The organism is Clostridium sp. (assembly GCF_050717545.1).
GTDB lineage: Bacteria > Bacillota > Clostridia > Clostridiales > Clostridiaceae > Clostridium_AD.
The window spans coordinates 38,999-57,859 of sequence record NZ_JBOITN010000038.1; the positions used below are offsets into that span (position 1 = coordinate 38,999).

Below are 18,861 nucleotides of genomic sequence, written 5' to 3' on the forward strand. Positions count from 1 at the left end.
TTGAGGTTATAATAAGGGACAGCATAGTACTAAAGTATTCTAAAGGTGGTAATGAAGTGGACGATAAAATGTTTAAATTAATGGAAAAAATGTACATTGAGTTTTCTTCGTTTAAAACTGACATTAAAGAAATGAAACAGGATTTAACTAGTGTTAAAGAAGATTTAACTAGTGTTAAAGAAGATTTAATTAGTGTTAAAGAAGATGTTAAAGCATTAGGTGTTAAAGTTGATAAAAATACTATTTTATTAGAAAATTTGACAAGTAAAGTTGAAACTACTGCAGAAGTGCAAAAATCATATATGAATCAGAATGAAAAGGCACATGATTATATAGTAGAAAGAATAGGCGAAAAGATTAGTGTATTAGAACTTTCTACAAAAGATACTTCCAAGGATGTTAAGGAAATGAAAAGCGGTCTAAGGATGCTGAAATAGTAGAAAATTATAATTGAAGTTATATATAAAAGTTAAAATTAATACAATAAATTTAAAAGTTATCAACAACTTGTGGATAACTTTATAATAAAATTAAACATTCATGTATAAATATTGTATTGTTAGCATAATATGGTTTTATTAATGTGCAACAAATGAAAGTTATCCTCAATTAGTGGATAACTTTCTTTATTTTGTGGATAAAGTTATAATAATATGAAAATAACCTTCATTCATTCTTTAGATATAATTCATAATAAAGACTTTCTTTCCTGTCATCTTTAAGTCTAAACCTCTCTCTAATAGCGATTACGTCATCTTGATTGATGTCAGCTATAACTAGTCCTTCCTCCATATAAAGACTGCTTATTATATTACCTAGTGGGTCTATAATCATTGAGTCGCCGCTGTAAATTAATCCGTTTTCTTCTCCGCACCTGTTTATACCAGCAATGTAACATTGGTTTTCTATGGCTCTTGCTTTTAAAAGACAGATCCAGTGCTCGCGTCGTTTCATTGGCCAGTTGGATGCAACTGTAATTAATGTGGCATTTTTCGATGCTATTTGAAATATTTCTGGGAAACGTAAATCGTAGCAGATAAAAGGGGCAATGGTAAAACCAAAGGCATCAAACAGTTTTATTTCATTCCCACTTTCATAAAATTCGCTTTCTGATCCAAAGGAAAAGGGATGAATTTTACTGTAGTTTACAAGTTCTACACCTTGGGGCACACCTCGAGTTATTTCGAGAGGCACACCTCGAATCACTTCTCGAGGCACACCTCGAGTTATTTCGAGAGGTGACACTACAGAATAACTATTTTTTGAGTGCGATGTGCCTTCTACATATCCAAATCCTATAGTAATGTTGAACTGCGAACTCTTTTCCTTGAAAAATTCTATAGTTTCATTATTATCTTCTCCTATAAGAGAAGTGTTCATAGAAAAACCTGTTAAAGTCATTTCAGGGAAAAGAATAATATCTATATTTTGAGTTGCGGCTTGCTCTATAAATTGCATAACCGTTTCTTTAGTCTTAGATTTATCTTCAAAGGTAATATCTATTTGAGCTAATGCTAATTTCATAATGAAGGCCTCCTTATTATTAATTAATTTCACAAGAATTATCACCGATATCTGTAGCTATATTATATCATAATTACCATCAATTCTAATTGTTCATAAATAATATCGCCATATAATACATATTATATAAGTGTATGGAAAAATGAATAAACCGAAAAGTATGTAGGATTTAGATGGATGGTATATAATGAGATAATTGAAGTGCACTATTAAAGAAATTTATAGAGGTAAAGCGTATAATAAAGAAGGTGGTGACTACATGTTAAAAATTTCAAAGGAACTTCTGTGCAGAATTATGGATGATGATATTACTGCTTTGGCAGCTCAGCTTGCCTATGATTTATTGTTATCATTTTTTCCTTTTTTATTACTTTTAATTAGCATGTTAGGTTATAGCAACTTAGAAAGTGCAGATGTATTGGTATATCTACAGCAAATAATGCCTAAAACTATTTTTGATTTAATTGCTACTACAGTTGTAAATGTGGTGGATTCAACAAGTGGAAATTTATTATCATTAAGTATAATAGGTGCGCTTTGGTCAGGGTCAAGTGGGTTCAGAGCTATAATTAAGGGGCTGAACAAAGCTTATGATGAAGAGGAAACAAGACCTTTCTGGAAAATAATAACTATATCAATATTGTTCATGGTAGGACTTGTAATTGCAATTATCATGGGAGTAACCCTTGTGGTATTTGGGCAAATGATAGGAAGGATTATTGGTAGCCGTCTAGGGTTATCTAGCAATTTTATAGTAAATTGGGATATTATAAGATATTTAGTATCGGTAGGTGGAATGGCATTTACTTTTGCGGCATTATATCATTTTACTCCTTGTAGAAGACTTACATGGAAAGAGGTATTGCCTGGAGCTATAATTAGTACTTTAGGTTGGTTGCTTGCTTCTTTAGGTTTTGCATATTATGTTAATAGTTTTGGTAGGTATTCTAGCATATATGGAGGAATAGGGGCAGTAATAGTGTTAATGCTATGGCTTTATATAATCTCTGTTATAATTTTGTTTGGTGGAGAGGTTAACGCATTAGTGGCATTTGAAAAACAAGGAAAAACAAAACCAAAGTCGAAGAAGTATTAAGAGTTTCCTGCGTGACTTGCAAACGGGATTGAAACGGGAAATTCTATTAAAGAATTCTAACTTTTGCTTATGTAAAAATCTCTAGCGCTCACATTCGCCGTCCTGGCTCAGTTCACTAGCCTGGACCTCTGGGTCGCTCTCTGGGGGACATAACAATTATCAATTGTTATGCAACCTGTCAGGCTTGCGGGAAGAGCTAGAGAGCGCACGTTAAGAAATTTTAATTGCGCAAGACTATTCAGAAGGTTGTTCTTCTGGATTTTTTGCGTGGGAAAATCACATATAATAGTATTTTCTGTAATGGTAAAAATTTCATCTAGACAAAATACAATAAAATAGGATATATTTAGTTATAATGAAACAAATATGTAAAAGTTAAAAAATAAATATGACCAGCAATATAAGTTTCACAAAAGATTTACACTTATCTAAGGGTATTATGGTATACTAATTCGTAGTGAAAACGAATTTTAATAAATTAAATGGCAATTGATATTTTTAGAGATATAGATATGTTTGAAAGATACAGAAAAAAATTTAAAAAGATTTAAAAAAAGGTGGATAAATATGAAGAATTTAGGAAAATGGAAAAAACCGTTACTAATTATTAGTGATGCAGCAGTGATAAATGTGGCATATATACTGGGTTTCTTTTATAGATATAATTTTAGAAATTTTATGTTTTATGCAAATGATTATAAAACGGTGGCGTTAATTGTAACGGTTATATACGTATCTTGTTTTTTTATCTTTAAGTTGTATGATAGACTTTGGAGTTATGCGAGTATAGATGAATTTATGCTTGTTATTGGAGCGTGCCTTACTTCGAATGTTGTAACCATCATTTTTGTTAGGATTATTGGACATAGATTTGCATATGGGGTAAGTATAATAGCTTGTGCTTTTATTATTATTTTTATACTTGGACTTAGAATGTCATTTAGAATCTTTGCTAGATTTGAGAGTATTATAAATTGGAATGCTAGTAAAAATGACAGAAAAAGAGTAATGATTATTGGAGCTGGAGAGGCTGCAGCGATGGTTATAAAAGAGATGAAGGGTAGTTATCAGAGTAAATATAGACCTGTAGCTGTAATTGATGATGAAGATTATAAAAAAGGAAATAATATTATGGGGGTAAAGGTTCTTGGAAGTAGGAAAGATATACCAGCCATAGCAAAAGAAAAGGATATAGGGACTATACTTTTAGCTATTCCCACAATAGACGATGAAAATAAAACACAGATTTTGGAAATATGTAAAAAAACAAACTGCAAAATAGAGATTGTTCCAGGTATGTATGAAATAATTAATGGAAAATCACCTTTAAGTCAAATTAGAGAAGTTAATATTGAGGACTTATTAGGGCGTAAAGCGGTAGTGCTTGATACCGAGGGTATCGCAAGTTATATTCATGATAAAACCGTACTAGTAACAGGTGGTGGTGGTTCTATTGGTTCTGAATTGTGTCGTCAAATTATTAAATTTGGACCAAAACAACTAATTGTTTTTGATATATACGAAAATAATGCTTATGATTTACAAATGGAAATTCAATATAAGTATCCAGAATTGGATTTAAAGGTATTGATAGGGTCTGTTAGAGATATACTAAGACTTGAAGATGTTTTTGAGACATATTCACCGGATATTATTTTCCATGCGGCTGCACACAAACATGTACCGCTCATGGAAGTGAGTCCAATGGAAGCTATAAAAAACAATGTGTTTGGAACTTTTAATGTTGCAAGTTGTGCCCATAAATATAAAGCAGAGAGATTCGTAATGATTTCTACAGATAAAGCAGTTAACCCAACTAATGTTATGGGCGCTACTAAGAGAATGTGTGAAATGATTATACAATCTATGGATAAGATAAGTGAAACTCGATTTGTAGCAGTTAGATTTGGGAATGTATTAGGAAGTAATGGGTCCGTTATACCACTATTTAAAAATCAAATAGCTCATGGTGGTCCAGTTACACTTACTAATAAATATATAACTAGGTTCTTTATGACAATACCTGAGGCCGCACAATTAGTTATGCAGGCAGGGGCATATGCACAGGGTGGAGAAATCTTTGTGCTTGATATGGGAAAACCTGTTAAAATATATGATTTAGCTTGGGATTTAATTAGACTTTCAGGGTTTGAACCAAATGAGGAAATAAAAATAGAAATCACTGGATTAAGACCAGGTGAAAAACTTTATGAGGAGCTTCTAATGAGTGAAGAAGGGCTTACAAATACTAAACATGAAAAGATTTTTATTGGCAAACCAACATTTAGTGATTTAAGCGTAATGAAAGAACGAATGAAGGAACTTGCAGGCATTATAAAAAAAGACGATCTAGAATCATTGTATACAAAAATAGAAGAGATTGTTCCAACATACAACCGAAGTGTAGCAGATATTGAAGAGGCTGCAGCGACTGAGTAATTAATAAATGTAGGAGGATATTATGCAAAGATTTTTAGATGTTATAATTAGTTTAGTTATATTAGTTTTGTTATCACCTATACTTTTAATTGTAGGAGTATTAATAAAGTTAAACTCAAAAGGTCCAGTACTTTTTACTCAGATGAGAATAGGTAAAGGTAATGAACTTTTTAAGTTCTACAAATTTAGGACAATGCGAGTTGGAACTCCCAATGTATCAACTGATAAACTAGATAATACTAAGAGTTATATAACTAGCATTGGCAAAGTACTAAGAAAAACTAGCATTGACGAACTTCCACAACTACTTAATACTCTTAAAGGAGATATGACGTTTGTGGGACCAAGACCTGCTTTATATAATCAAAAGACACTTAAGGATATGAGAACAAAGGTAGGAGTTCATAAATTACTTCCAGGGGTTACTGGTTGGGCTCAAATTAATGGACGTGATGACAATGATGATCGCATGAAAACAGAACATGACTTATATTATTTAAAAAATAAATCATTTATATTTGATGTAAAAATATTATTTAGTACTGTATTTAAGGTTTTAAGAGCAGAGGGAGTTAATGATGATGGACAAAAAAAAAATAGATCTAATGATTCCCTAGTATAAAGTACAAGCTTTCAGCTCCTAAAAGGAGCTGAACTTATATGTTATTTAAAATAAAATAGAGGGAGTAATGATATATGAAAAAGGTATTAGTTACAGGTGCCAATGGATATATAGGACACCATATTGTAAAAACGTTACTAGATTGTGGGTATAATGTAGATGCTTGTGATTTTAGATTTGACGGAATAGATGAAAGAGCTAATAAAATATATACACCAATATTTAATGGAGAAAATGATATATATGATAAACTAGGAAACCCAGATATATGTATACATATGGCGTGGAGAAACGGATTTGTTCACAACAGCGAAACTCATATTGAAGATTTATATAATCATTATACATTTTTGGGTAATATGATTAGTGGAGGACTTAAGCATTTATCTGTTATGGGATCAATGCATGAGGTTGGATATTGGCAAGGAGCAATAGATGAAAATTCACCAACTAATCCTTCTTCATTATATGGCATAGCTAAGAATAGTTTAAGGCAAGCGCTTGAACTGTTGACAAAGGATGATAGCGTAGTGCTTCAATGGTTAAGAGGTTACTATATAATTGGTGATGATTTAAGAAGTAATTCTATATTTTCTAAAATAACTAAAATGGAGATGGAAGGTAAAGAAGAATTTCCATTTACTACCGGAAAAAATAAATATGATTTTATAAGTGTTGAAGAGTTATCAAGACAAATAGTTGCTGCATCTACGCAGACAGAAATTAAAGGTATAATTAATTGTTGCTGTGGAAAGCCAATTTCACTTGCGGATAAGGTTGAAGGATTTATTAAAGAAAAGAATTTTAACATAAAATTAAAATATGGTGCATTTCCTGATAGAAAATATGATTCGCCAGCAGTTTGGGGAGACAATAGTAAGATACAAAGCATACTTGGAGTAACCCCTGAAAAATAGTGGTTATTAAGTATTGCATTATTAGTAGAGAGGAGAAAAAAGATGAGTAAAGTGTTAATAACCGGAGGGGCAGGATTTATAGGGAATTCTGTAGTCGATAACTTATATAGAAAAGGAAAATATGAGATAGTTGTTCTTGATAATTTTTCTGAGCAAATTCATGGAAGTAATTATGAAGATTCATATCTTTATAAAAACATCAAAGATAAAGCTCAAATTATAAAAGGTGATGTTAGAAATAGTGAAGATTTAGAGAAGGCGCTTGACGGCGTAGATTATATAATACATCTTGCTGCTGAAACAGGCACAGGTCAGTCTATGTATGAAATTAATAGATATACTGATGTCAATATCAAAGGCACATCAAATTTACTTCAAGTTATATTAAACAATAAATTTAATATAAAGAAAATAATACTATCATCATCACGTTCTGTTTATGGAGAAGGTATGTATTTTTGCAAAGAACATGGAATAGTTGTTCCCAGGTCAAGAGAAATCGATGATATGAAGTCAGGAGATTTTGAAGTTAAATGTCCTTTATGTGGTGGACAAGTTGAACTTCGGGATACAACAGAAGAGACTCCATTAACGCCTATCTCTTTTTATGCATATACAAAACTTGCACAAGAAAAAATGCTAGAGGTAATGTGTCCTACAATGGACATCCCATATACCATTTATAGATATCAAAATGTATATGGTGCAGGTCAATCTCTAAATAATCCTTATACAGGTATTCTTTCAATATTCTCTAAATTGTTACTCAAAAACCAAAACATTAATATTTTTGAGGATGGCAAAGAAAGTAGAGACTTTGTTCATGTAAGTGATATAGCAGCGGCCACTTGCACCGCACTTGAAAATGAGTCTACTAACTATCAACATATAAATGTAGGTAGTGGAGAAAACATTTCTGTTGTGCAAGTAGCAGAAACATTGAAGAAATTGTATTCATCAAAATCAGAGATAAGTATTTCTGGTGATTTCAGAAAAGGTGATATAAGACATAACATAGCGGATGTAAGTAAGGCTAAAAAGTTATGTGGATTTAATCCTGTATATACTTTTGAGACAGGTATGAAAGAATTTGCAAGCTGGGTATTAAAAGAAAACAGTGGGAACAAATTGCTGCTAGAGGATGGTAAATTCGAACACTCACTAGAAGAAATGAAAGCAAATGGTATGTTAATTCAAAAGTAAAGGATTGATGGCATTATGGACTTAGATATAAATAACAAATCAGAAAAACGTATATTATTTATTTGTTCTCCTACTTTTGGCTTTTATAAACATATTATTAGTGAGCTTGAATCATTAGGTTATGTAGTTGATTATTATAATGATAGGCCAAGTGAAAATAGTTTTCTAAAGGGAATTATAAAGATTAAAAGAAATTTAGTGGACCTCTTAATTAAAAGGTACTTTAAAAACATTTTAAATGAGACAAAAGATAAACAGTATGATGTGGTTTTTATTATAAATGGTAAAGCCTTTACGGATGAAATGATTAGAAGTTTGAGGGATACTCAAAGTAAAGCAAGATTTTTATACTATACATGGGACACATTATCTCTTTATCCTAATGCAAAGGGATTAATAGCCCAGTTCGATAAGGCGTATTCTTTTGATACAGATGATTGTGAAAAAATGGATAAGCTAGAGTTTCTTCCACTTTTTTATAGTAAAACATATGAAGAAATAGGTGAGGATAGTACTCCCAATAAATCTCCAAAAAGAGAATATGATATCATGAGTGTTTGTACAGCGCATCCTAATCGTTACAAAACAATGCATGAACTCTTTCCAAAACTTGAGTCAAAGGGTATTCGAATATTTTCTTTTATGTTTTTGAATAAATTACAGTACTGGTACAATAGGATTTATGTACCTGAATTCAAAGGTGCAATGCGTAGGGAGTTTAAATTTAAATCTCTATCTGAAAAGGAAAATTCAGAAATTCTTAGAAAATCAGACACTGTGTTTGATATGCAACATAATAAGCAAAGTGGACTAACAATGAGAACTATTGAGACATTAGGCGCTAGAAGAAAGATGGTAACTACAAATACAAATATTAAGAAATATGATTTTTATGATGAAAATAATATATTTGTAATGGATGATAGTAATTTAGATGATATTGGAGATTTTATTAATAATAAATATGTACCTATTAATGAGGATATTTATAAAAAATATAGTGTGTTTTCATGGGTAAAAACAATTATAAATGAAGAAAGCAATAATTATTTTAACGAAGATTAATTTAAATAGGATTATTATATTATAAATATATAAATAGGATGTGATAAGGTTGGGAATTAGAATAGGAATAGATGGGCTATATATTATCCCAGGAGAAATAGCAGGAACCGGGAGTTACCTTATGAATTTAATAAAAGGGCTGCAATCTGTGGATAATGAAAATGAGTATTTCATATTTGCAACTAAGTCTAATTGTGAAAGCTTTAATATTAATAATAAGAATTTTAAAATTGTTATATGTGATTTAGATAATACAATAAGATTTAATAGGGTGTTATATACAAGTACTAAATTACCAAATATCATTAAAGATAATAAACTAGATGTAATGTTCTTCCCAACTTATGTAAGATGTATACAAAATCTTAAGGAAATAAAAACAATATCTAATGTGCATGATATCCAATATAAACACTTTAAAGAAAATTTTTCTTTTTCTAAAAGGGTATTATTTTCATTTACCTATCCCCTAAGTTTTAAGAAAAGTGATAAAAATATTTGTATATCAAACTTTGTGAAACAAGATATAATAGAAAATTTTAAGAATATTAATCCTAAAGATTTAAAGGTTATATACAATCCTATAGATTTTAAAAAATTTGAAAAAAATGATAACATTGCTTTTCATGGCTTTGCAGAAAAACTTGGACTTGAAACTAATAATTATGTGCTTTCAGTTGCATCTTTATTACCACATAAAAATATTCCAACATTAATAAATGCATTTAGTATTTATAAAAAAAGAAGTGGTAATACTAATACTAAATTAGTGCTTGTGGGGATGAGAGACAAAGCAACTAATGATTTAGTGAAATTAATAGCTACGAATAAAATAGAGGATAGCGTAGTTATTCCAGGTTTTGTATCGGATGATGAACTTAGTTTGTTATATAATAATGCTTGTGTATTTGTGAGCCCATCTCTGTTTGAAGGTTTTGGTATGCCACCTGTTGAAGCGATGTATAGGAATATACCAGTTATAACTACAAAATGCACATCTCTTCCAGAGGTAACTATGGGTGAGGTTATTTATTATAATAACCCTACTGATGCAGATGAATTAGCTAAAGTGATTGAAGAAACTTTAGACAAGGGTTTTATCTATAGAGACGATATTAATGAAGTATTGGTTGAAAAATACTCTGTAGAGAATGCTGCAACCAGGTATAAGAAATTATTCGAAGAAACTGCGTTAGGTAAATAAAATAATAAGATTTATGAGTAAAGGAGGGGCGTTATATGCTGTGTGCACTAATTATGGCAGGAGGTAAGGGTACAAGATTTTGGCCTCTTTCAACTGATGAGAAACCTAAACAGTTTGTAAAACTTTTAGGTGAAGAAACAATGATACAGATGACTATTAATAGAATAAAGGATCTTATTCCAGAAGAAAGAATTTTTGTAGTAACCGCTTTAGATTACGTTGATTTAGTAAAGGAGCAGTTACCAGGATTGCCTGTAAGAAATATTATAGTTGAGCCAGTAGGTAAAAATACTGCGCCATGTATAGCACTTTCAGCTTTTCACATAGAAAAATTCTACAAGGATTCTACAATGGTGGTATTACCTTCAGATCATCTTATTACAGATGAAAAAAAGTTCAGGGCAACTATAAAAAGTGCTTATGACTTTATACAAGATAATGAAGAAGGTATAGTAACCCTTGGAATGAAACCGACAAGGGCAGAAACAGGATATGGATACATAAAGGCAATTGAAGATAAAAAATTTAAAATTACCAGTCAAGGGATTTGTAAAGTTGATGGATTCGTAGAAAAACCTAATTTAGATAAGGCTATAGGTTATTTAGAAGAAGGAAATTATCTTTGGAATGGTGGTATGTTCATTTGGAAAGATAAAACAATTCTTAAGTTAACAAAAAAATACTTAAAAGATACTTATGAAATATTAGAGGAAATAGCAATATCTAAAAGTGAAGAGTATGAATGTAAATTAGCCACTAATTATTGTAAGATTCCAGCGGTATCAGTAGATTATGCCATTATGGAGAATGCTAAAGAAATATATGTGATTCCTTGTGATTTTGGATGGGATGATATTGGCAGTTGGAATGCCATAGAGAGATATAGAAAAAAAGATGATCATAATAATGTATTTTTAGGAAATGTAAAAAATATAAATGCAAATAATAATCTTATAGTAGCAAAGGATAAACCTATTATAGCTGTAGGACTTGATGATATGTTTGTAGTTGAAACAGATGATTTTATAATGCTCTGTAAAAAAAGTGAGTTAGATAATATAAAAGAATTACGGGATAAAGTAGGCATTTAACCACATTAGAAAGGAAATACTCAAATGCATAGCTATGTATTTGAGTATCTTTTTGTTAATAATATAGGGTTAAGAAGAATTAAGGGGCTGTAAATGATTATGAAAAATGGATATGGGTTTGGGGAGATATTTAAGAATGGTATTTCGCTTATTTACACTAAAATATTTTATAAGGGAGCACGTTTAATACGTATACCTATATACGTTAGAGGTAAAAAGTTTTTGGGTTATGGTGAAGGGTTTACTACAGGATATAGTTGCCGCTTGGAAATGTTTGATGCGTTGGAATGCCAGGAAAAGAAGATTGTAATAGGCAAAAATTGCAAGATCGGCGATTACGTTCACATCTCAGCAGGTGAAAGTGTAACTATAGGGGACAACTGCCTAATGGCATCTAAGATATTTATTAGTGATAGTAGTCATGGAAATTATTCCGTAGGCACCGATATTTCATCACCAGATACTGCTCCAGATAGCAGGCCACTTCACACTAAAGCTGTATCCATAGGTAATAATGTGTGGATAGGAGAAAATGTTTGTATATTATTAGGAGTTAACATTGGAGATGGCTGTATTATTGGAGCAAATTCGGTGGTTAATAGAGATATTCCCAGTAATTGTATAGCTGTGGGCATGCCAGCAAAGATTATTAAAAAATATGATTCTGAGTTAGATCAATGGGTGAAAATGTAATATTAGTTTTTTGTAAATAAAACAAATTAATAAAACTTTTTTAATATATTATGTTATACTAAATTATATTCATAACCAGTATTTTAAACGAAATAAATAGCAAATAAAGGAGAATTATAGAATGGATTCTACTCTATCATTTCATAAACGCTTTTGGGTTATTGAGCTTATCTGCGTGATATTAATTAGCACTACTATGGTATTCAATATAAAGGCAGTAGGTTTGTTTTTGGCATTTTCGGAAATAATTGCTATAGGAGTATTTCTTAATATGTTTATCTACCATGGGATATATAAGCGTGATTATAAATTTTCACCCTTATCTAAAAGAGTATTTTGGATATTGTTTGCATTTGGAATTTACTTCATTGCGCTTTTTGCAGTACGTATGATGATGCATTTATCCTTCATGGATTCGATTTGGCCTATAAGAGGGTTAGTACTTGGATCATCTATTTTCTTTATAATAGATAGATTTAAACCAAAAGTAAACCAGCTATTATGTGGAGCTATGTTTATTTTTACAGCGTTAAATATACGAGAATTAATTGATTGTTTAACATCCAATACTATTCGAGATTTGTTATTTTTAGGTAATATTAATATATATTTATATGTTAGTACCATGCTTATCACTTTTGCGATATGGGCTATAAAAGAAAGTAATGAAAAAAGATTGCCTTCATGGATAACACCTATTGCGTATGCTAATGTGGGCATGAGTTTGGTTTTTGCATTCCTTTCCGGAGGACGATTAGGCTGGGTGGTTATGGGAGCTGTAATTGTATCAGTATTTATACTAATATTCGGTGTTAAATGGAATTCTTGGAAGAGAATCCTTACGTTTATAATGGCATGTAGTTTAGTTATAATACTAGCTGCATCTGTAAACTTTATGCAGGCACGTCCTAGTTTATACAGATCATTTTCAGCTATTGTTACGAGAATCCCAGGGCTAGTACAGGAGCCAGCACCTGAGGGTGAAGAGCAGCCTGTCTCAACTACTGATGCTAGTGATAAAATACGACAAATATTTTGGACAGAGGCATGGAGTTTAATTAAAAAGAATCCAGTAATAGGAGCAGGTACATTTGCTGTAGCATATAAGCAAGCAATTCCATCGGATCTTATCACGGTTGCGGAAGCTGAAGAGATAGCGAAAATGCAACGGCCTGCACATAACTTCATACTTGAGACTTGGATGGGATGGGGACTAGTAGGATTAATACTATACGTAGCAGGGTTATGTTCAACTTGTTATTATGTATTAAAGAGATTAGTAAATATACCAATTAGGCTTAGATTTTGCTGTATTATGCCTATTGTTGCAGCAGCGTTAATAAGTTTGTTGCAATCATTTATACTTTTAAGTTTCTATGCAACATACTTAATGTGGTTTACACTTGGGTTTGCAGCAATGGTTGATCACTACTACGATAAAGAAAAAGTGGTAAATGCATCACAAAAGTGATAATAAGGAGAGAGTATTTTGAAAAAGAGAATATTATTAACATCTGAAACCGAAGATAATATAAAAGCCTTACATAATTACTATATAAAAAATATAAAAGAAAATAGACCAGATATTGTAGTTGAATATGCGAGTTTCTATAAATATAAAAATTTTAAATTAATGCATTACATTATAAGAGCAAGTCAAATGATGAAAAATTATTCTGCTGTTGTTTCAGATTATACAACTAGTGTTTTCTGGAAAGCTCAAAATGGTGTTTTTATGAGTCATGGTTATGGAACTAAAAAGAGTCCAGGAAATAATGAACTTGATAATGAGAAAATGATGGATATCTATAAGGGTATTAGAACTAGAATAAAAAATGTTGTAACGCTTTCGGATAGAGATAGCACATACTTTTTAAGATCAGAGCAGCTTGACAAGGTAGCACTGCCAAATTATATGCCACTTGGATTACCAAGGAATGATATGTTATTTGACAAAGAGTATATTCGCATGGGTAGAGAGAAATTTGACCTAAAACATGATACTAAAGGTAAAAAGATTTTAGTATTTTGTCCAACGTGGAGAGGTTATGAAATAGAAAAAGCTTTCCCAATTAACCAAGAAGACTGGATAAAGTTTGATAAGTTTATGGGTGAGAATGACTGGAAAATGATTTACCGTCCTCACTACTTAGAGAGACTGGTTGATGACAAAATATTTGATAATATGAAAAATATTTTGACAATGGATTTTGATGAAGAGATGTCAACTCAAAGCATACTTGCAATATCTGACATGTTACTTACTGATTATAGTTCTATTTATGTGGATTACTTAGTACTTAATAGACCAATTTGCTTCCTGCCATATGATAAAGTGCAGTATAATGAAAGAAGAGGTCTTGCTATAGATTTTACTAAGGAGGAGGATACACCAGGTCCTAAACTTGAAAATATAAATGATTTAATGAATTATATGAAAGATTCATCCGATAACGACCAATATGTAGCTATTAGAGAAGCAGCTCAAAAGAATTTCTATAATTACTTGGACGGAAACAGCTCTCAAAGAGTGTGGGGTTTAATATTAAATCTTGTAGATAAAAAATAGGAGGTACATATTAATGAATATTGCTATTATACTTGCCGGTGGAAAAGGTACAAGAATGGGTATTGTTGATCAACCTAAGCAATTTATTGATATATATGGTAAACCAATAGTTGTACACACAATAGAGGCATTTGATATACATGAACAAATAGATGCAATAGCAGTGGTTTGCCTAAAAGAATGGCATGAGGATATAAAGATATGGACTAGAAAATATGAACTCAACAAAATAAAATGGATAGTTGACGGTGGAGAAACAAGGCAGGAATCCGTATTCAATGGTCTAAAAGCTATTGAAGCTGACGCAAGTTGTGATGATATTATAGTTATTCATGATGCTGCAAGGCCTCTAATTTCCCATAGAATTATAGTTAATAATATTGAAGGAGCCAAAGAGTTTGGAGCAGTAGATACTGTTATTACAGCATCAGATACTATAATTAAAAGTTTAGACGACGACACTATATCATCTATTCCAGTGAGAAAAGAACTATACATAGGCCAGACTCCTCAAAGTTTTGTATATTCAACTATCTACGACGCTCATAAGAAAGCAGCTGCATCGCAGGAAGTACAAAATTCAACTGATGATTGTAGGTTGGTCCTGGATTATGGTAAAAAAGTTCATTTAGTAGAGGGAGACAAACTAAATTTTAAAATTACTACAATGGAAGATTTGCTACTTCTAAAATCTGTAATCAAAATGAGCAAATTGGAGACTATATAATGTTAATTAGAGGGTTCAAAATAGTTCAGTCTAAAAGATTTGAAGTATATATAGAAGAGTTAGAAGTGCTACAAGGAAGCGCCGTTGTAAAAATTGAAACAGCAGCTATTTGCAAAGCTGATTTAAGATATTACCTTGGAAGCCGTGATGCACGTACATTAAATCTTAAATATCCAATAAACCTTGTTCATGAGGCTATAGGAACTGTAGTTAAAGATCCTACAAATTCCTTTGAAAAGGGAGATAAGGTTGCACTAGTTCCAAATTTAATGATTCCAAAAGATAAACAAGATGATTTCGATATTGCTTTATCTAATGACCCTAGACTAGGAGAAAATTATTCTGCTAAAGCATTATTTGCATCAAGTAGTTATAATGGATTTTCTAAGGATTATATAGCATATCCTGCAACTAACCTTGTAAAGATTGATGATAATATAGATTCGAACATTGCTGTGTTTTCAGAACTCATTTCTGTGGCAAATGCAGCAATTCGTAGAATAATATTAAAGGATGATGATGTTATAGGCATTTGGGGTGATGGTATACTTGGGTATATATTATGCTGCGTGCTTAAACAAGTTCATAAAGGACCAATTGTAATTGTAGGACATAGCACAGAAAAATTAGATATGTTTGAAGGAGTACAAAAACATCTTTCAAATGATCCAGAAATTAAAAATGAAAATATTAACGTTGCATTTGAATGTATTGGTGGAGTTGCATCTGAGGGTGGAATTGATGAAATTATGAACGTTTGTCTCACTGGGTCTAAAATAGTATTTTCAGGAGTAGCTGAAAACCCTATAAAAATTAATACTCGCAAAATACTGGAAAAAGGTCTTGAAATTTATGGGGTTACGAGAAGTAATGTAGATGATTTTAAAGCCAGCGCAGAGTTACTTAAAAGACTAGATTTTAACCATGATATCTCAAAATTAATAATAGATGAAACATCTATCTATGGGATCAAAGATTATTACAAGGTGTTTGAGGCAGAAGCAGAAAGCAGAGCGCTTGGAAAACATATTATGACTTTCAAATTTTAGGCAATAGATAAAATTAAATGAAATTAGAGGAAATTAAATGAATATAAATAAATCACTTAGAGTAATATTTGTAGAATTTTTAGGAATATTAATTGGTATATTGAGTGCACTTGTTGTGCCAAAGGTTTTTGAAGTGGGAGCATATGGTTATTTAAAGACATTTACACTATATGTATCATTTGCAGGAATGATGCATTTTGGATTTTCAGATGGAATGTATTTAATATTAGGTGGTAAAGATATAGAAGACATAAAAAAAGAGAAAATAAAAGGCTATTTTTATGTGATGCTTAAGATAGTAGTAAGCCTTGTAGTTGTGCTACTATTTGTATCAATATTTTTTATGAAAGATATGGCATTTAGATATTTTGTACTTTATATATTACCTTTTCAGGTTGTTCTATTTATTTCTTTATTATATAGAGCTACAGGTGAATTTAATAAGTATGTAGTAATAAGAGTGGCACAAAATATAGTGATGCTATCATCTGTTCTTGCAGTTATATTTATTGTAAGGTCACCAATTTTATATATGCAGATTCATGTTGTTGGGAATGTAGTTATGGCGATAATTAGTACACTGTTAATTATGAATGCGGCTAAAAAAGCAGAAAAAATAAAATATCCGGAAATAAAATCCATAACAAGTATGGGTTTTACTATAATGATAGCAAACACTGTAAGCCTTCTATTTGTTACTATGGATAGGTGGTTTGTTAAGTTTAAATTTACGGTTAATGATTTTGCATTTTATTCTTTTGCCACATCAATGTTAAGCTTATTTCTAGTCTTAGTTAATTCAGTAACAGTTTTGTTTTATCCTTATTTAGCAAAAAATAAGGGAGATGAAAAGGTTGTATCAAAAGTTAAGAAATATATAATACTAATATGCAGCTTTGCACCTGCAGGTTATTTTGTGCTTGAGTTTATAGTAAACAATATTCTTGACAAATATATACCATCTTTAGAAGTGCTAGGAATATTAATAATTGGAATACCATTTATTTGTTTAACAAATGTTCTATATGCAAATCTTTATAAGGTTGGGAAAAGAGGCAAAGAGTATTTAATTGTAGCTGCTAAAATGGTTGTACTAGCATTTATATTAAATGTATTTGCAGCTTTTGTATTAAACGATTCTGTAATGGTTGCATATGCAACACTTATTACATTAGTTGTATGGTATGTGTATTCTTCATTTGACTTTAAGGGTCTTGAAATACATACAAATGAGATAATTCATTTTATAGTGTACCTTGTGTCTTATCAATTAGTTAAAATAATTCCTTTGCCATCACTAATTAAAGCACTTGTGTTTTTAATTTGCATGGTATTATCAGAATATATATTGTTTAATTCTGATTTCAAAGAGATTATCCAAATGGTTAAGAATCGAAAAAATCAAAGTAAAGAATAGAAGAGATTAAAAAAGTAATAAAAATAAGAAGACTAGCTAAATGCGCAAATGCATTTAGCTAGTCTTTTTTGCGTTATAGGTTATTTGTACATAGATTTAATATAACATGATGATCATGAAAAAACAGTATAAACGTATATTATTGTTTATACTGTCAATAATGAAAATATAAGGATAATGAAAAACTTTAAGATAAATAAATTAATGTAAATAAATTAAGGTAAAAAGGGGATGAAATTAAAATGAAAAATATACTTATAACGGGAGTTAATAGCTATATAGGAGGTTCGCTTTTAAATTGGCTACATAAATACTCAGAGGAATATTCGATAGATGAATTCAGCATGCGGGATGACTTATGGAAGGCAAAAGATTTTACAAAGTATGATGTGGTTTTTCATGTTGCGGGTATTGCACATGTATCGTCAGATCCTAATATGGAAGAGTTATATTATAAAGTTAATCGTGATTTAACAATAGAAGCTGCAAAGAAAGCAAAAGAGGAGGGTGTTAAGCAGTTTATTTTCATGAGTAGCATTATTGTTTATGGTGATAGCGGCAATGCAAATGTTAAAAAAGGTATAGATAAAAATACTAGCCCAAAACCAAGTAATTTTTATGGTAACAGTAAACTTCAAGCAGAAGAGGGGATAAAAGCCTTAGAATCTGATGATTTTAAAATAGTAATTCTTAGACCTCCTATGATTTACGGAAAGGGATCTAAAGGAAACTATCCAAGACTTGCAAAAATCGCATGTAAATTGCCTGTATTTCCTAACTTTGAAAACAAGCGAAGCATGCTTAATATAGATAATCTATGTGAATTTATAAGATTAATGATAAAAAACGAAGAGACTGGATTGTTTTTCCCACAAAATGGTGAGTATGTTAAGACTTCAGAGATGGTGAGGCTAATTGCAAAGGTTCATGGAAAGAAAATTTTACTAACTAAGGCGTTTAATCCTATATTACGGCTTATTGGCTTAAAGGCAGGCACAGTTAAGAAGGTATTTGGAGATTTTGTTTATGATCAGAACATGTCTAGTTATAAAGAAAACTATAGGATTTGGGACTTAGAAGGATCGATTAATTCAACAGAAGCAGTTAATTCGCAAACAGAGTTGGAATATAATATGGAGTTGAAAAACCAAATGCAGTTAACGCAGAAAATAAATTTAAAAAAACAATTGAACCATGCGAGTAGAATGATAAAAGATAGAGATAGGTAAGGAAGAGGGAGGGATA

General features: G+C 31.0%; 17 protein-coding genes. 16 read left to right on the forward strand and 1 reads right to left on the reverse strand.

From position 1 onward, the window contains the following. Positions 1-56 precede the first annotated feature (56 nt). A complete protein-coding gene (locus tag ACREVX_RS13480; protein ID WP_431544702.1) occupies positions 57-437 on the forward strand; it encodes a hypothetical protein in 381 nt (126 codons plus the stop codon). Positions 438-666: 229 nt separating this feature from the next. Here ACREVX_RS13480 and ACREVX_RS13485 read toward each other — a convergent pair whose 3' ends face one another. Continuing rightward, positions 667-1,524, reverse strand: a complete 858-nt coding sequence (locus ACREVX_RS13485; protein ID WP_431544703.1) for a nitrilase-related carbon-nitrogen hydrolase — start codon at positions 1,522-1,524, stop codon at positions 667-669. A 259-nt stretch (positions 1,525-1,783) separates the two neighbouring features. Between ACREVX_RS13485 and ACREVX_RS13490 the strand changes: the two genes are divergently transcribed. From ACREVX_RS13490 to ACREVX_RS13560, 15 genes are all read left to right on the forward strand, one after another. Beyond that, positions 1,784-2,620, forward strand: coding sequence for a YihY/virulence factor BrkB family protein (locus ACREVX_RS13490; protein WP_431544704.1), 837 nt, complete (start codon positions 1,784-1,786; stop codon positions 2,618-2,620). A gap of 567 nt (positions 2,621-3,187) precedes the next feature. After that, entirely contained in the window at positions 3,188-5,059 is a 1,872-nt protein-coding gene (locus ACREVX_RS13495) for a polysaccharide biosynthesis protein (protein ID WP_431544705.1), read from the forward strand. Between the two features lie 22 nt (positions 5,060-5,081). Beyond that, complete coding sequence (locus ACREVX_RS13500; protein ID WP_431544706.1) at positions 5,082-5,681, forward strand: sugar transferase; 600 nt, start codon at positions 5,082-5,084, stop codon at positions 5,679-5,681. Between the two features lie 74 nt (positions 5,682-5,755). Further along, positions 5,756-6,598, forward strand: coding sequence for an NAD-dependent epimerase/dehydratase family protein (locus ACREVX_RS13505; protein WP_431544707.1), 843 nt, complete (start codon positions 5,756-5,758; stop codon positions 6,596-6,598). Between the two features lie 42 nt (positions 6,599-6,640). After that, positions 6,641-7,801 carry an NAD-dependent epimerase/dehydratase family protein gene (locus ACREVX_RS13510; RefSeq protein ID WP_431544708.1) on the forward strand — a complete coding sequence of 387 codons (1,161 nt, stop codon included), beginning with the start codon at positions 6,641-6,643 and terminating at the stop codon, positions 7,799-7,801. Positions 7,802-7,816: 15 nt separating this feature from the next. Then, on the forward strand, positions 7,817-8,866 hold the full coding sequence (locus ACREVX_RS13515; RefSeq protein WP_431544709.1) for a WaaS/CpsH family glycosyltransferase: 1,050 nt from the start codon (positions 7,817-7,819) through the stop codon (positions 8,864-8,866). A gap of 49 nt (positions 8,867-8,915) precedes the next feature. Then, entirely contained in the window at positions 8,916-10,070 is a 1,155-nt protein-coding gene (locus ACREVX_RS13520; protein ID WP_431544710.1) for a glycosyltransferase family 4 protein, read from the forward strand. 35 nt (positions 10,071-10,105) lie between these two features. Continuing rightward, complete coding sequence (locus ACREVX_RS13525) at positions 10,106-11,161, forward strand: mannose-1-phosphate guanylyltransferase (RefSeq protein WP_431544711.1); 1,056 nt, start codon at positions 10,106-10,108, stop codon at positions 11,159-11,161. 93 nt (positions 11,162-11,254) lie between these two features. Further along, entirely contained in the window at positions 11,255-11,854 is a 600-nt protein-coding gene (locus ACREVX_RS13530; protein ID WP_431544712.1) for a DapH/DapD/GlmU-related protein, read from the forward strand. Positions 11,855-11,975: 121 nt separating this feature from the next. Beyond that, positions 11,976-13,325, forward strand: a complete 1,350-nt coding sequence (locus tag ACREVX_RS13535; RefSeq protein WP_431544713.1) for an O-antigen ligase family protein — start codon at positions 11,976-11,978, stop codon at positions 13,323-13,325. A gap of 18 nt (positions 13,326-13,343) precedes the next feature. Further along, positions 13,344-14,423 carry a CDP-glycerol glycerophosphotransferase family protein gene (locus tag ACREVX_RS13540; protein ID WP_431544714.1) on the forward strand — a complete coding sequence of 360 codons (1,080 nt, stop codon included), beginning with the start codon at positions 13,344-13,346 and terminating at the stop codon, positions 14,421-14,423. Between the two features lie 13 nt (positions 14,424-14,436). Beyond that, a complete protein-coding gene (gene ispD, locus ACREVX_RS13545) occupies positions 14,437-15,150 on the forward strand; it encodes a 2-C-methyl-D-erythritol 4-phosphate cytidylyltransferase (protein WP_431544715.1) in 714 nt (237 codons plus the stop codon). Then, on the forward strand, positions 15,150-16,199 hold the full coding sequence (locus ACREVX_RS13550; RefSeq protein WP_431544716.1) for an alcohol dehydrogenase catalytic domain-containing protein: 1,050 nt from the start codon (positions 15,150-15,152) through the stop codon (positions 16,197-16,199). The genes ispD and ACREVX_RS13550 overlap by 1 nt, the downstream gene beginning before the upstream one ends. Before the next feature lie 37 nt (positions 16,200-16,236). Next, positions 16,237-17,616: an MATE family efflux transporter gene (locus tag ACREVX_RS13555; protein WP_431544717.1), complete on the forward strand. Its 1,380-nt coding sequence runs from the start codon at positions 16,237-16,239 to the stop codon at positions 17,614-17,616. A 242-nt stretch (positions 17,617-17,858) separates the two neighbouring features. After that, positions 17,859-18,845: an NAD-dependent epimerase/dehydratase family protein gene (locus ACREVX_RS13560; protein ID WP_431544718.1), complete on the forward strand. Its 987-nt coding sequence runs from the start codon at positions 17,859-17,861 to the stop codon at positions 18,843-18,845. Positions 18,846-18,861: the final 16 nt, after the last annotated feature.

What these genes read in the sequence shown, in the direction of transcription:
- ACREVX_RS13485 (WP_431544703.1), bottom strand. Translation starts at nt 1,524, where the DNA reads ATGAAATTAGCATTAGCTCAAATAGATATTACCTTTGAAGATAAATCT.
- ACREVX_RS13490 (WP_431544704.1), top strand. Translation starts at nt 1,784, where the DNA reads ATGTTAAAAATTTCAAAGGAACTTCTGTGCAGAATTATGGATGATGAT.
- ACREVX_RS13495 (WP_431544705.1), top strand. Translation starts at nt 3,188, where the DNA reads ATGAAGAATTTAGGAAAATGGAAAAAACCGTTACTAATTATTAGTGAT.
- ACREVX_RS13500 (WP_431544706.1), top strand. Translation starts at nt 5,082, where the DNA reads ATGCAAAGATTTTTAGATGTTATAATTAGTTTAGTTATATTAGTTTTG.
- ACREVX_RS13505 (WP_431544707.1), top strand. Translation starts at nt 5,756, where the DNA reads ATGAAAAAGGTATTAGTTACAGGTGCCAATGGATATATAGGACACCAT.
- ACREVX_RS13510 (WP_431544708.1), top strand. Translation starts at nt 6,641, where the DNA reads ATGAGTAAAGTGTTAATAACCGGAGGGGCAGGATTTATAGGGAATTCT.
- ACREVX_RS13515 (WP_431544709.1), top strand. Translation starts at nt 7,817, where the DNA reads ATGGACTTAGATATAAATAACAAATCAGAAAAACGTATATTATTTATT.
- ACREVX_RS13525 (WP_431544711.1), top strand. Translation starts at nt 10,106, where the DNA reads ATGCTGTGTGCACTAATTATGGCAGGAGGTAAGGGTACAAGATTTTGG.
- ACREVX_RS13530 (WP_431544712.1), top strand. Translation starts at nt 11,255, where the DNA reads ATGATTATGAAAAATGGATATGGGTTTGGGGAGATATTTAAGAATGGT.
- ACREVX_RS13535 (WP_431544713.1), top strand. Translation starts at nt 11,976, where the DNA reads ATGGATTCTACTCTATCATTTCATAAACGCTTTTGGGTTATTGAGCTT.
- ispD (WP_431544715.1), top strand. Translation starts at nt 14,437, where the DNA reads ATGAATATTGCTATTATACTTGCCGGTGGAAAAGGTACAAGAATGGGT.
- ACREVX_RS13550 (WP_431544716.1), top strand. Translation starts at nt 15,150, where the DNA reads ATGTTAATTAGAGGGTTCAAAATAGTTCAGTCTAAAAGATTTGAAGTA.
- ACREVX_RS13555 (WP_431544717.1), top strand. Translation starts at nt 16,237, where the DNA reads ATGAATATAAATAAATCACTTAGAGTAATATTTGTAGAATTTTTAGGA.
- ACREVX_RS13560 (WP_431544718.1), top strand. Translation starts at nt 17,859, where the DNA reads ATGAAAAATATACTTATAACGGGAGTTAATAGCTATATAGGAGGTTCG.